The sequence below is a fragment of the Pseudoalteromonas piratica genome, from assembly GCF_000788395.1.
GTDB classification, from domain to species: Bacteria; Pseudomonadota; Gammaproteobacteria; order Enterobacterales; family Alteromonadaceae; genus Pseudoalteromonas; species Pseudoalteromonas piratica.
This window is the reverse complement of sequence record NZ_CP009889.1, coordinates 435285-448730: the sequence shown is the minus strand read 5'-3', so window position 1 is coordinate 448730 and position 13446 is coordinate 435285. Positions and strand designations below refer to the sequence as shown.

Annotated in this window: 11 protein-coding genes; 4 read left to right on the top strand and 7 right to left on the bottom strand. The window is 41.0% G+C overall.

Annotated elements, in window-relative coordinates; translation table 11 throughout:
• The first annotated feature begins 108 nt into the window (after positions 1–108).
• Entirely contained in the window at positions 109–1578 is a 1470-nt protein-coding gene (gene gtfA / locus OM33_RS16790) for a sucrose phosphorylase (protein ID WP_052141113.1), read from the top strand.
• Between the two features lie 72 nt (positions 1579–1650).
• Here the strand turns inward: gtfA and OM33_RS16785 are convergent, their stop codons facing one another.
• Positions 1651–2694, bottom strand: a complete 1044-nt coding sequence (locus tag OM33_RS16785) for a LacI family DNA-binding transcriptional regulator (protein WP_040135275.1) — start codon at positions 2692–2694, stop codon at positions 1651–1653.
• A gap of 361 nt (positions 2695–3055) precedes the next feature.
• Positions 3056–3352, bottom strand: a complete 297-nt coding sequence (locus tag OM33_RS16780) for a hypothetical protein (RefSeq protein WP_199922615.1) — start codon at positions 3350–3352, stop codon at positions 3056–3058.
• Between the two features lie 412 nt (positions 3353–3764).
• Between OM33_RS16780 and OM33_RS16775 the strand changes: the two genes are divergently transcribed.
• Positions 3765–4505: an alpha/beta hydrolase gene (locus OM33_RS16775; protein ID WP_040135271.1), complete on the top strand. Its 741-nt coding sequence runs from the start codon at positions 3765–3767 to the stop codon at positions 4503–4505.
• Positions 4506–4510: 5 nt separating this feature from the next.
• On the opposite strand, the gene OM33_RS16770 is transcribed toward OM33_RS16775, so the two are convergent.
• The 4 genes from OM33_RS16770 to OM33_RS16755 form a co-directional block, all read right to left on the bottom strand.
• A complete protein-coding gene (locus OM33_RS16770; RefSeq protein ID WP_040135270.1) occupies positions 4511–4930 on the bottom strand; it encodes a hypothetical protein in 420 nt (139 codons plus the stop codon).
• 340 nt (positions 4931–5270) lie between these two features.
• Entirely contained in the window at positions 5271–5879 is a 609-nt protein-coding gene (locus tag OM33_RS16765; RefSeq protein ID WP_040135268.1) for a glutathione S-transferase family protein, read from the bottom strand.
• A gap of 13 nt (positions 5880–5892) precedes the next feature.
• The gene (locus tag OM33_RS16760; RefSeq protein ID WP_040135266.1) at positions 5893–6942 is read right to left on the bottom strand and encodes an NADP-dependent oxidoreductase; all 1050 of its coding nucleotides are present in this window, start codon (positions 6940–6942) and stop codon (positions 5893–5895) included.
• A gap of 35 nt (positions 6943–6977) precedes the next feature.
• On the bottom strand, positions 6978–7652 hold the full coding sequence (locus tag OM33_RS16755) for a type 1 glutamine amidotransferase domain-containing protein (RefSeq protein WP_040135264.1): 675 nt from the start codon (positions 7650–7652) through the stop codon (positions 6978–6980).
• 175 nt (positions 7653–7827) lie between these two features.
• Between OM33_RS16755 and OM33_RS16750 the strand changes: the two genes are divergently transcribed.
• Positions 7828–8709, top strand: coding sequence for a LysR family transcriptional regulator (locus OM33_RS16750; protein ID WP_040135263.1), 882 nt, complete (start codon positions 7828–7830; stop codon positions 8707–8709).
• A 284-nt stretch (positions 8710–8993) separates the two neighbouring features.
• Here OM33_RS16750 and OM33_RS16745 read toward each other — a convergent pair whose 3' ends face one another.
• On the bottom strand, positions 8994–9857 hold the full coding sequence (locus OM33_RS16745; protein WP_040135261.1) for an alpha/beta hydrolase family protein: 864 nt from the start codon (positions 9855–9857) through the stop codon (positions 8994–8996).
• 380 nt (positions 9858–10237) lie between these two features.
• Between OM33_RS16745 and OM33_RS16740 the strand changes: the two genes are divergently transcribed.
• Complete coding sequence (locus tag OM33_RS16740) at positions 10238–13354, top strand: M43 family zinc metalloprotease (protein ID WP_052141112.1); 3117 nt, start codon at positions 10238–10240, stop codon at positions 13352–13354.
• Positions 13355–13446 lie beyond the last annotated feature (92 nt).

The window sequence follows — 13446 nt, the reverse complement described above, 5'->3', positions numbered from 1 at the left end:
CCAGCTTCAGCCAATTTTTATTGTAAATAGTACTTGAATATCTTTGATTGCTGATTAAAGATATAACTTAATCGATTAAGAATCAACTTTGAGATATTGAGTGCGACTATGAAAAACCAAGTGCAATTGATCACCTATGCAGACAGGCTTACAGGCAGTGGCCTACCAATGTTAAAGCAGATGCTTGACGGGCCGCTGATGGGTCTATTCTCTGGCGTACATATTTTGCCTTTTTACTACCCTATCGACGGTAGCGATGCGGGTTTTGACCCAATTGACCATGCACAAATTGATAGTCGCTTAGGTAGCTGGCCAGACTTAAAAGCGCTAGGCGAAGACTATGAAATAATGGCTGATCTCATCGTCAACCACGCTTCTGGTCAATCTCCTGAATTCTTGGATGTGCTTGAAAATGGCACGGCGTCTGATTATTGGAGTATGTTTTTAAAAGAGCAGGATGTGTTTCCAAATGGCATCTCAGACGAAGAAGCCGCCGCTGTTTTTAGACCACGACCCACCAGCTGTTTTACACCAAAAACATTGGCTTCAGGCGAAGTTGTTAATTTCTGGACGACCTTTACCGATAACCAAATTGATATAAATGTTGAAACAGAAGCGGGTAAAAATTACTTAGATAAAGTACTCAGCTTGTTTGCCAACAATGGTGTGAAGATCATTCGTTTAGATGCCGCAGGTTTTGCCATTAAGCGTGCAGGTACTAGCTGTTTTATGATCGATGAAGCCTTTGCTTTTATTAAACAACTCTCAAAACAAGCCAATGAAATGGGCATGGAAACCATTGCCGAAATTCACAGCCATTATCAGACCCAAATTGCGGTTGCAGAGAAAGTAGACCGAGTGTACGACTTTGCGCTGCCACCACTCATCTTGCACACTTTGTTTACGCAAAATGTGGATGCCTTGGTGTCTTGGCTGACCATTGCGCCGCGTAACTGCTTGACTGTGCTCGACACCCACGATGGTATTGGCATTGTTGATGCGGGTCCTGAAGGTGAAAAACCGGGTTTGCTCAATGCGGCACAAGTCGACAACTTAGTTGAACAGATCCATGAAAATAGCAATTCACAAAGTCGTCAAGCGACCGGCGCAGCAGCCAGTAATGTCGACTTATATCAAGTGAACTGCACCTATTATAATGCCCTCGCCCGCAATGACTTAAACTACTTAACAGCAAGAGCTATTCAGTTCTTCTCACCGGGTGTACCACAAGTTTATTATGGAGGTTTACTTGCATTGCATAATGACATGGCATTACTTGAGAGCACCAATGTTGGCCGCGATATTAACCGCAGCTACTTAACGCCAGAAAAGGTCGATATTCAATTACAAAAACCTGTGGTTAAAGCTCTGTCAAAACTCATTAAATTACGTAATGAAAGCCAAGCTTTTAATGGTGCATTCTCGTTGCAAGGCGCTGACAATTTATTAATCATGGAGTGGGAAAATCAGCAACATACAGCCTGTTTGAAGGTTGATTTTGAAACACAGCACTTTGAAATGACCTTTGCTGATGGAAAAGGCATTAAGCGTTTCAATATAGCGGATTTACTTAAGTAAACTGAACTCTGAATATAAATCTTATAACTAAAACGCAGACTACATAGTATCTATGTAGTTGCGCCAAAGTTGTTAGGTCGACTGACCTAACTTTAGATTGAAAGGCAGCATAACTTGCTGCTTTTCCTTATTTATAAATAGCTCAGCCGCTTGTTGTCCTTTATTCTCACTGTTCTGATGAATGGTGGTAATGGCTGGTTGAAATAACGCAGCTTCATCAATACCGTCAAAGCCTACAATTTTGAGCTCTTCAGGAATATTAATGCCCTGCGCTTGGGCTTCTCTCGCTGCGGCAAGTGCAATTAAATCACTCATACATAACAACACATTTGGGCGAGGCGATGTATTTAATGCTTCTTTAGCTGCAATACGCGCATAACGTTCGCTGCTCTCTGGTATGTTCCATGTTTTATCATCAGCAATAACGACACCTAACTCATTAATAGCTTCACGAAACCCAGCTAGACGTTGATGTGCAATCGAGGTATTGAGCTCAGGCAAATGATGGTCATAAACACGACAGATAAGCTCAGTATCAAGTAAGCGTAGGCCTAAAATCGCTGCTTCAATGTTATCACTTGTCGTTTCAAAACCTGTAAATGCTTGTTTCGCGACAGTGTAAGCGGCCTCATGATTATTGATGTTAACACTGGCTTTGTTATCTAACTCAAAATCGACCGTGACAACATACTTACTGAGCGCTTCAAGGTGGGTAATTAATTTGGTATTACGAGGACGGCCATAGCAAATAAAGCCATCAACAAAATCGACAATGTCATTGACGCTTTCAGCATTACCTGAGAAAAGCAGTAAATTAATGCCTTGTGGTTCAAGCACTTTGGCAACACCGCGCATAAAACTGCTCGCAACCGGATCGGACACCATGTATTCAACGCTGTCAGGAAGTACTAACGCTACAATATTAAACGTGCCTTTTCGCAACGAACGTGCCGCTTTATTTGGCCCAAAGTAGCCGAGTTCATGGCATGCTGCGAGGATTTCTTCACGCTTTGCTTTCGACAGCTGATCCGGTCGATTAAAAGCATTTGAAACAGTGGCATTGGAAACACCTAAATGTGCAGCTATGCTCTTGAGTGTCCATTTTTTATCGGCCATACTTGGTTAACTATCCAGTCTTCTCGAATTGTAATAGTAAATAAAATCAACGAGAAAAAACAGTCATGAAGTCTTGTTTAGATACTTAAAAATCAACTTTTAAACTACCTACCAAGCGCTAAATATTTAAGTCAAATTGATATCTGTAATAAGTTGGTTGCAGTCATTCAACTTTATTATTTTTAGATGAATCAACCAAACATTCATTAGCTCAAATAATTTAAAGCCGCTATTTCAACAGATAATGCTGAAAGAACATGAAATATTCAGTTATCGCGTACTTGACTAATTTATCGCTTTTGAGAGTTATTCGAAGTCATGTGGACAGCCTAAGTGCTGCTCTAAAACTTAAAAAACGCTTTTAAAAGAAGTCCTGATTAAAGTCTAGAGGTTGGTCTAAATAACCTGGAAAATAAAACTGCCAACCTTGGTTTTGCTTTTCAACCAGCTTTAATTGCAACAGCTTTGAACTTAAGCAATATGCTTGAATATCATCGACACCAAAGGCGTACTGCTCTATCTCTAGTGCCGCAATTGACACTTTACAGCGAGAATCACCTCCCATCTCAGGATCTGGCTCAGGTAATGCAATTTCAATTGTGATATCGATGTAGTTACCATCTGGGTGTTTCGCAACATACTGACTTGTGATCATCATTTTTCCTTATAAACCGATGCGATAATTTTAAAATAAAGGATGTTAATAAAATAGCGAATACCAACAATTACGGCTTAAACGCGCAATTAAAAGGCAGTTTGAACTCAACTTTTGAGCAATACCCATACATGTCATCGCGAACACTGTTTGGCTGAGCTGGGTGCGGGAAATATTAGCAATTTAAATGACGTAAAGTTATAAATCAGCATGATTAGCATACCAATGAAAACCTAAGTCATCAATCTTATAAAATGACAATTGAAAAACCTTGTTGCATTTGTATTTTGAAATGGTGAACCTTGCTGTGCTAAAACTAAATTAGTTGGCATTTTTGATATTATCAAAAACTGCATTGTGTGTTTTTAAGTGCTCTGGAGAAATAATGAAAGTTTTGTCTTGTTTAAAGATTACTATGTTATTTCTTTTACTTGTTTCCCCTGTAATTCTCGCCAATACACTGTCAACTAATCAACTAATTTCAAGCCCAAGTCTTGGTTACGATTTACAGTATCGAGTACATGTTCCAGCAAATTTAGAGCAAAGTAAAAAGTATAAAACGCTGTATGTAGTTGACGGGCAATCATTCCTCTTTAATGGCAAGTTACATAAGGTGATAACTTCAAATATAAGTAACAATAATATTGAGCCAATTATTAGTGTGTTTATCGATAGCCGTGACCCTCATAATTTGCAACTAAACCGACGTAATGAACAGTTTATGTGTAACCCCAAGTATGCCACTTTTTTTATAAACGAGTTATTACCTCAAATTCAACGAGATTACCCTTCATCAAAAAAGCGTGAAGACAACGTAATTATGGGGGTGTCATTTGGCGGATTAAATGCGGCGTGTTTTGGTTTAATGATCGACGATTATTTCGGCGGGCTCGCCATGTTTTCACCAGCCAACACAGAAATGCTTAAAGTAATCAGAAAATCCTACAATAAAGCAAAACCGCAACCTGCTCGGGTGTTTATCAGTTTCGGTACAAAAAACGATAATATTTTAGCGGGCAGACGATTTAAGGAGTCGCTCGAAAAACTCAATTTTGATGTGCATTATTTTGAGAATAATGAGGGGCACAATTGGAAGAATTGGCTGCCATTGTTAGATGATATGCTTAGCGTGTTCTTTGTTAGACATAAAAGTTAAGGGTATTACATTTCATGCGGTTTATGAGTTGAGGCGTTAAATCCTTGTTGGTTTAACCAATTTGCAGCGTTAATCGGGTCATCAAATACAGCGCGTTTAAAGTTGCCAAATTCTTCTACAACCATTCTACCCAAAAATGCTTCTTTCAACCCCGATTTAGAATAAATTTGAGCAGCTCGGCGCAAGTCATTCTCGATACACCATTCAACTAAAGATTGGATCACTTCAATCACATCAGGGGTGCAGAGCCCCCATTCTTCAAGATAAACAAGGTGTGCCCATGGTGCGTTAAACTGACCTGCAAGCGCTTTAAAGTCTCGGGAAAAGTTTAGTGCAGCCTCTTTATTCCAAGTGCCTAAAAGCTCCGCATATAAAACGCTGTCAACACACCAAAGATGATACGTACCGTGTTGTTCAAACGACATAACTACGCTTTTTATAAAAATCTTCTAAATAATTTAATAATAACCAAGCCTCGACAGAAAGCCACTCTATGCGACAACACGTCTTTCTAAAATCAACAATATATCCCTGCCTCAGTGTTGTTTAGAAAATCTTAAATTAAATTGATCTTATCTTAACGATTTAGCGTTTAACTTAATGAAGGGCCGAAAGGGTAAAAACTACCCGCTACTAGCCAAACACCCCTTCACCATTTGACTAATAAAGCGCACTTTGCCAGTGCGCTTTTCATTTCAAGCGAAATATTCCTTACTACACACGCTATTTGTTCAAATACGGCGTGTAGTTGTATATCAATAATCGTTAGCCAAATGAACGCGCTTTTTGGTATGCCTCACGGCTTTGCACATCTGCTAAATAGCGGGTAATGTTATCGCGGTTTTCAAGCAAGTTTAAATTAGCCGCAAACTCTAACGTGATTGTCATCATAATATCCGCAGCGGTAAACTCGTTGCCAGCAAAATAGGTTTGCTTAGCTAGTACTGCATCAATGTAACCTAAATCTAGGTTAATCTCTTTTGCAATATAGCCATCCATAGGGTTAGTGCCATCACGTTTTTCCATTTGCATTAACAAGGTCGCAATAATCGGCAAACCTAACGATCCTTCAGCAAAATGCGACCATTCAAGATACTGGTAATAACTTTTTGTGCCTTTTTCTGGGCGCAAACGCTGCGTTTCGTCTTGATCGAGAATGTACTCCATAATGGCGCTTGATTCGCAAATTACGACATCGTCGTGTTCAATGATTGGCGCTTTATTTAGCGGATGAATTTCACCCAAACTAGCGGGTGCTAATCGCGTTGTCTCATCACGTTTATGATGTTCAATTTGGTATGGCATACCCAGTTCTTCAAGTAACCACAAAACGCGTGTTGAGCGTGATTGATTGAGATGATGTACTGTAATCATAAGCAACTCCTATTTATTCTGTATCCAAGTGTTCTGGGCCAACCTGCACAACCAATTTGCCAAAGTTCTCGCCCTGCAATAAGCCGATAAATGCCGACACCGCATTTTCAAGACCGACTACTTTGTCTTCTTTATATTTGATTTGCCCTGATACGAGCCATGGCACCATGGCTTGTTGAAATTCGCCATAGCGATGACCGTAGTCATCAAATACAATAAAGCCTTGCATTTTTATGCGCTTAACAAGCAAATTGCCCATTAATAAACCAAGGCGGTCTGGGCCAGGTGGTAAATCCGTTGCGTTGTATTGCGCAATTAAGCCACACAATGGAATACGTGCTTTGCTATTTAAAAGAGGTAGTACGGCATCAAACACTTTTCCGCCTACATTTTCATAATAAATATCAATACCCGAATCGCACACTGTTGCCAGTTGTTCAACTAAATCCGCATCATTGTGGTTTAAACAGGCATCAAAGCCTAACTCGTTTACAGCGTAATCACATTTTTCTTTGCTACCTGCGATACCAACCACTTTGCAGCCTTGCAGCTTACCAATTTGACCAACAAGACTACCTACTGCCCCTGTTGCCGCCGCAACAACTAGGGTTTCTCCAGCCTTTGGTGCGCCTATGTCCATTAACCCCATATACGCGGTTAACCCTGGCATACCCAGAACACCTAACCCATAAGATGGATTGGCCATTGCGCTATCTAACTTGATTACGCCCTCGCCATTTGAAATGCTGTAATCTTGCCAACCACCAAATGCGACAACCAAATCACCTTTTTCAAATCCCTCGAGATTAGATGCTTCGACGCGACAAATACTGCCGCCTACCATAACCTCGTTAATCGCCACGGGATCTGCGTAAGACTTTGCGTCATTCATTCGCCCGCGCATATAGGGATCAAGCGATAAATAGATGGTACGAAGCAACATTTCATTGTCACCAATAATCGGTAGGCTGCTTTCTACTAAATTAAAATTCGCGGGTATTGGTGCGCCATGGGGGCGCGACGCTAAAGTAATTTGGCGGTTTACTGTACGATTTTGCTTCATATTAAATCCTTCTTGTTGAACAGGGTATTAGCCAATTATTCTGCCAATAGCTTTGCCAAAAACTCACCAACAGCATGTGCGCTTGCTGGGTTTTGCCCAGTAATTACACGCTCATCTTCAATTACAAACTCACCCCAAGGCTGAACTTTGCTATATTGCGCGGCTTTACGTGTTAAGGCTTCTTCAAGTAGGAACGGAATATCATTGATGGTGCCAAAATCGACCTCTTCTTCACGGGTAAACGCTGTTACTTGTTTGCTCGCAATTAATGGTTCACCGTTACTCAATGTGATAGGTAACAATGCCGCAGGACCGTGACATACTGCAGCAATAATGCCACCTGCTTCATAATGTTTAGCCGCCATACTCGCAACTTCTTCATTGCTCGCTAAATCAGACAGCAACCCAAAGCCACCTGGGTAGAAAATTGCATCGTAATTATCAATATTAACTTGTGATACAGGCACCGTATTGTTGATCTGCGTTTGGAATGACGCATCACCAAGTACTTGGTTATTCACATCATCGCCCTCGATATCTGTGCCATAAAGCGGTGCCTTACCACCACTAATCGATACAATATCAAACGCAATTCCGTTGTCGTTTAATACGTGAACAACATGCGTCAGCTCTGGCGCATAGGTGCCATTTGCTTGGTCGGTTTCACCCAGGGTTGCGTGATTTGTTACTGGAATAAGTACTTTTTTCATAATAAATACCTTTATTGCGTTTTAATCAGTTAAAACCACTTTATATTGTTTCTATTTCAATGATAATTACCTAAATCAGTTAAACTCTTTTGCTATTTAGCAACAATCAACGCAAATGTGTGCTTTATCATAAAAAACGTTAACACAAAGCGGGTTGTTATAATGGAGTCGTTATATGGACAGTTTTGAAGGTATATTTGAATTTGTTGCCGTTGCCGAAAGCGGTGGTTTTTCAGCCGCGGCTAAAAAGTTAGGTTGTTCCACCAGCCACATTAGCCGACAAGTATCGCGATTAGAAGAACGCTTAGGCTCCCGATTGCTTGCCCGCACCACGCGACAAATCAGCTTGACTGAAAACGGTGAGTTTTATTACCAGCAATGCAAATATCTAGTAAATGGCTTACAACAGGCTAATGAACAAGTTACTCAGCAGCAGTATCAACTAAACGGAACACTTAGAGTCAGTGCTGCAGGGGGCTTTGCTGAAAACTTTGTCGCTCCCGCGCTTATGACGTTTGCCAAAGACCACCCTGAGCTTTCCATTGATATCGACTTTAATAGTCGCATGGTTAACTTCATTGAAGACGGCATAGACTTTGCTATTCGTTATGGCGAATTAAATGATTCAAACCTTATCGCGCGAAAACTCATTAGTCGCTCTATGATGCTTGTTGCGAGTCCTGACTATTTGGCCAAGTACGGTACACCAAATCACCCGAATCAATTAAAAAGTCATCGCTGCATTTTGGCAAACAGTGACCACTGGACCTTTAATATTGATGGGATTAAGCAAAGCATTAAAGTCAGTGGTAATTGGCAAAGTAACAATTCAAATGTGGTGCTTGATGCATGTGAACAGGGTTTAGGTATAGCCTACATGCCAGACAGCACCTTCACTAAGTCAATTAAACAAAAAAAATTAGTGCCAATATTAGCCCCCTATTGCATTACTGGCGCAACAAGTTGGATTGTGTATCAAAACAAACAATTTATGCCACTAAGAGCACGCCTTGCAATCGATTACTTATTAGAATATTTCGCTAAATGGCCAAATTAGTAAGAGCAGCAAGTCAGAAGGATAAACTGGCATTAAAATCTCTAAATGCCAGTTTGAGTCGCTTTGTCGCTAAAGCGTATTCTCACATGATTTTAAGGTAACAGCATACTATTGATGTTTAATAAGCCATCCGTCTTTTATTAAAAACTACCTACCGGATGAATGATGTATTGCTTTATAACACTGCTAAACATGAAAATAAACTTATTTGTTCTGCCAGTATTACCCTACCCGTTATAAGAAACGCTTAAATGTAGTAATAGGATGAATCAAAAGAATTACAGCTAAGAGTGTGAGTTCAACCAATCAAGTGCAATTGGCCACAATGTGTTTGCACGTCGACTAAAAAAAGCCATATGCCCAATTTCTTTTAAATTATGATCACCAGGCGACAATGTCAGTGTTTTTGCCGCTAAGTTGGGAGAAACCGACATCATATCTCGCACATTTTCATCAGTAGCAATAAAGTCATCAACCGCATTTACCCATAGCGCAGGCATAGTGAGCTCATTGTAATAGTGCGTGAAAACCGTTTTATTAAATGCGGTTTTTACATAGCCACTGCCGTTACACCAGGTTTGCCATTGCTTTGCAACCTGTTTTGGCAATGGCTCTCCCATGCCAAACCATTGAGATTTTGTATAGCCAAACACTGTGTTTGAAAACGGAATAAACATATTCATAAAAAAATGTGATTTAAACTGATCTTTCAGTTTCATATTACGCAGTTGCCCTGACGAGCTTGCGAAATTAAATATGGAACTTAATTCGGTCGCATTTTTGGCAAGGCCTATAAGCTGACCACCCGCGCTATGGCCCACTAAATGATATGAAGTATTTGGGAATAACTGCTTTAAACTGGAGATGGCGGCGGGCTTATCTAATTGCCCCCAACATTGCAAGCTCGCAGTATGCGTCGCAATATCGCCATCAATTGATTGCCCAATACCGCGATTATCGTAAGTTAAAACGCCAAAATCATTGCTTGCTAAATATTCTGCAAACGCATTATAAAACTGACGTTTTATGCCCGTCGCTGGCCCAATAACAACCGCCGCTTTTACCTTATCGGGTAAATAAGCCGTTGCGGCTAAAACATAATTATCTTCACAACTAATTTTAATTTCTTGTTTAACAAAGTTCGCCATGGGTTATGCAACTTAAAAAAATTTCATACTTTATAGACTACAAGTGGTCTTACCAGATAGCAACAAACTTAATTAACTAAATAGGCATATTGCTTAGACATATCCAGCTAGCACAATTTTCATGCATAAATTATTTAGCAGACAGCATCAAAATGTGCGCTAAGACCAAGCTAAATTAATACGATAGAACTCATTACTTTGTATATTTTATGTAAAAATTTTGAAAACAACCTTTTAATTGATACATTTTATGTATATTGTATACACGCAAATCAATTGGATAGTGATTAATCAATGCAGTAGGGATTTTATGAATTCAGGTTAATACATTCTTTAAAAGCAACGAATAAGTACTCAAGATAGAGTGCAAGGGAAATCAAATGTTTAATAAAAATAAATGTATGGCGTTATTGTCGTTAGCGCTCACTTTACCCACAAGTGCCGCTTTTGCTGGCACAATTCAACTGCCTTCAACACAAGCACAACAACTCTTATTTGATAATAAAAAAACAGCTGCCCATATCTGTGGCACCGACGATAACCACCAAGACTGGCGTGCACTGCAAAAACTAAACAAAGAGCAATATGTGACTTTCGCGCAGCTAAAACAGTTACACCCAAGTGCTGTTGATCAAGACCTCGCTTCGGTTGTGGCTGCAGGAAATGGCGTTCCAGGCCGCTATTATATTCCTGTGGTGGTTCATGTTTATGGCGATACCTATAATTGTTCCGATGAAACCAGTAATTGTTTAACCGAAGAAAAAATCATTGATGCGCTCAATAAAAGTAATGAAGATTTTTTAGGCACAAACACGCAAGATGGGCCTATCGACCCGCTTTTCCAAGCAATTAGAGAAAATCTGAACATTGAGTTTGTGCTTGCCAAAAAAGATCCAAATGGTAATGCAACAAACGGTATTGTTCGCTACGCAAATAAATCTGGATATGGCAATGGCTCAGGTGTCGACGACCAAATTGCGGCCGATGCGTGGGATAATTTCAAATACATGAACATTTATATCCAGCAAGATCTCTATGCAGACGGCGGCACAACAAGTTCAGGTGTCGCCTGGTACCCAAGCTTGTCGATGTCTGAAAACGGCCTGGCACGTGTTGTTTATAATGGTAATTATCTTGGCAGCAACACAGGCGAAAACTTTCGCTCAGTATTAACCCACGAATTTGGCCACTGGCTCAATTTACCACACACTTTTGATGGTGATGTGTGTTCTGTGCATCAAGAAGCATTTTGTGCCGCAACCGGCGACAACAACTGTGATACGCCACAAATGAGTAGCAGCATTTTACAAAACAATGCTCTTAACTGTTTAGGTCAAAAGACAAATACCGAAAACTTCATGCACTATTCTGACAACTACGCCATGTTCACTAAAGGGCAAGTTCAGCGCATGACAGCTGCACTGCATGGGCCGGCACGAAAAAGCCTATGGAGTAATGAAAACCTTATCGCAACAGGCCTTGAAGAATACACCTCTGACGCAGACCATTACTGGGATGGCAGTGGTTTAGATATTGCACCAGAAGGTAACACTCTAGAGTCATTTAACAACTTGTCAGCCAACAAAGGTGAGTCAGATAATTTTGAAGTGACCATTCCCCAAGGCACAGAAGCCGTCGCTTTTTACTTAGACGGGTACACAGAAGATCCTGATTTATATGTATCTCGTGGAAGTGCACCAACAAAAAATGGTGATAAGTGGAATGCCGATTTTATTTCATTTAAATCAGCGGGCGTACCAGAGTTAGTCACTGTGTCAGCGCCATCAATTAATGCGACTTACCACAGCACGGTTGATGCGTTCACTGCATACACTAATGCACGTTTACAGGTTATTGCAGTAGATGACGCAACCCTTTGCAATAACTGCGAACGTATATTTTTAACAGAAGAAACGAACCTCTCAGCGAATAAAGGGGATGCGGTTAAGGAATATCAGTTTACCATTCCAGACGATGCAATTCGTACCGTTGTAGTATTACCTGGCGGCTATCAGGGCGATCCTGATATGTACGTAAGTGTTGATGCAATACCAACAACCAGTACCTTTGACTGTGGTCCTTTTAGCGCACCCAGACACAGTGAATATTGCGAGCTGCCAGCTGGCGGTGGCACACTTAATGTGATGATAGATCCCTTCTTGGATTATAGCGGCGTAACCTTACGTGCATATTATGAGCGCGCTACCAACGCAACTTTACCTATCGCTGAAGCGAACGGTGCCTACAGCGCACAAATTGGTGAAAGTGTAACCCTAATTAGTAATGGTTCCAGTGACAGTGACGGCACTATTGTCAGCTATCAATGGGATTTAGGAGACGGTAACCAAGCAACTGGTGACACAGTAAATCATACTTATGCGCAAGTCGGTGAATACACCGTGACTCTGACCGTAACAGATAACGACGGCAATACTGCAAGCGATACTACTAGGGTAACAATTAACGACACCAACAAAGCACCTATCGTAGTGATTTCTGATTCAGTCACCGCACAGCTTGGTGAATCTGTCACTTTCTCTGCTACTGGCTCTTCAGATGATGGAGAAATTACGCGCTTTGAGTGGCAATTAGGTGATGGCACCACCAAAACAGGCGAAACAATTACCCATACCTATTCGCAGATTGGCAACTACACAGTTACCCTAACCGCAACAGATAATTTAGGTGAATCCACCAGCGCAACTACGTCTGCAATTATCACTGATATAGGCTATTGCGATGCATCGGGTAATACCAATTATGAATGGATTGAATCAATCACCTTAGCAGGCACAACGCACAGTAGTGCAAAAGAGGGATATGGCGATTTCACAGGTATCTCCATGCCTCTGAGCGTCGGCAATAACTCGGTTTCGCTAACAGCTGGCGGCAATTACACTGAGCATTGGACTGCCTATATTGATTTCAACCAAAATGGTACGTTTGAACAATCCGAACAAGTCATCGCCAATCTGTCTGGCAAAAACACAGTAAGCAGTGATCTAGCAATCCCTGCTAGTGCAAGTGGCATCACCACGCGCATGCGTGTCATTATGAAATATAATGGTGCAGCCACATCTGCCTGCGGCGCTATTGGTGATGGTGAAGTGGAAGACTACACAGTATCAATTTCAGAACCTGTTACGCCAATTTTAGACAACGCATGTGCAGTACAGTCACCAGTAACATCAGGTCGCTTAGAAAATGGCAAGGCAACCTGTTTAGGTGCCAATAGCACCATGTGGTTTAGTCTCGCAGATGCCAGTAGCCACAATACAGTAACCATCACAGCAGGCCATGGTACCGGCACGCTCAATGTGTTCTATAAAAATGGTGGCTGGCCAAGCGAAAGTGATAACCAAGGAGCTGCAAGTGGTGAAACATCGTTGTGTTTTAGTACTGCAGCGGGGACTGAATACTGGTCATATATGAAAGTCACAGGCGGCGCAGAAGGTGCTACGATAAAAGTAGAATACGATGCGCCAAGCTGTCAGTAATGATTTGCGCTCACTTTACGCATAAAAAGGCCAAGTGAGCTGTAAATAGCTTTTATAAATCATAACTAAAAACGGTTACCTTTGTATTTATA

Bases quoted from the DNA above. Each gene is read 5' to 3' on its own strand.
- OM33_RS16775 (WP_040135271.1), top strand. From the start codon at position 3,765: ATGTTATTTCTTTTACTTGTTTCCCCTGTAATTCTCGCCAATACACTG.
- OM33_RS16760 (WP_040135266.1), bottom strand. From the start codon at position 6,942: ATGAAGCAAAATCGTACAGTAAACCGCCAAATTACTTTAGCGTCGCGC.
- OM33_RS16745 (WP_040135261.1), bottom strand. From the start codon at position 9,857: ATGGCGAACTTTGTTAAACAAGAAATTAAAATTAGTTGTGAAGATAAT.
- OM33_RS16765 (WP_040135268.1), bottom strand. From the start codon at position 5,879: ATGATTACAGTACATCATCTCAATCAATCACGCTCAACACGCGTTTTG.
- OM33_RS16770 (WP_040135270.1), bottom strand. From the start codon at position 4,930: ATGTCGTTTGAACAACACGGTACGTATCATCTTTGGTGTGTTGACAGC.
- OM33_RS16755 (WP_040135264.1), bottom strand. From the start codon at position 7,652: ATGAAAAAAGTACTTATTCCAGTAACAAATCACGCAACCCTGGGTGAA.
- OM33_RS16740 (WP_052141112.1), top strand. From the start codon at position 10,238: ATGTTTAATAAAAATAAATGTATGGCGTTATTGTCGTTAGCGCTCACT.
- OM33_RS16750 (WP_040135263.1), top strand. From the start codon at position 7,828: ATGGACAGTTTTGAAGGTATATTTGAATTTGTTGCCGTTGCCGAAAGC.
- OM33_RS16785 (WP_040135275.1), bottom strand. From the start codon at position 2,694: ATGGCCGATAAAAAATGGACACTCAAGAGCATAGCTGCACATTTAGGT.
- gtfA (WP_052141113.1), top strand. From the start codon at position 109: ATGAAAAACCAAGTGCAATTGATCACCTATGCAGACAGGCTTACAGGC.
- OM33_RS16780 (WP_199922615.1), bottom strand. From the start codon at position 3,352: ATGATGATCACAAGTCAGTATGTTGCGAAACACCCAGATGGTAACTAC.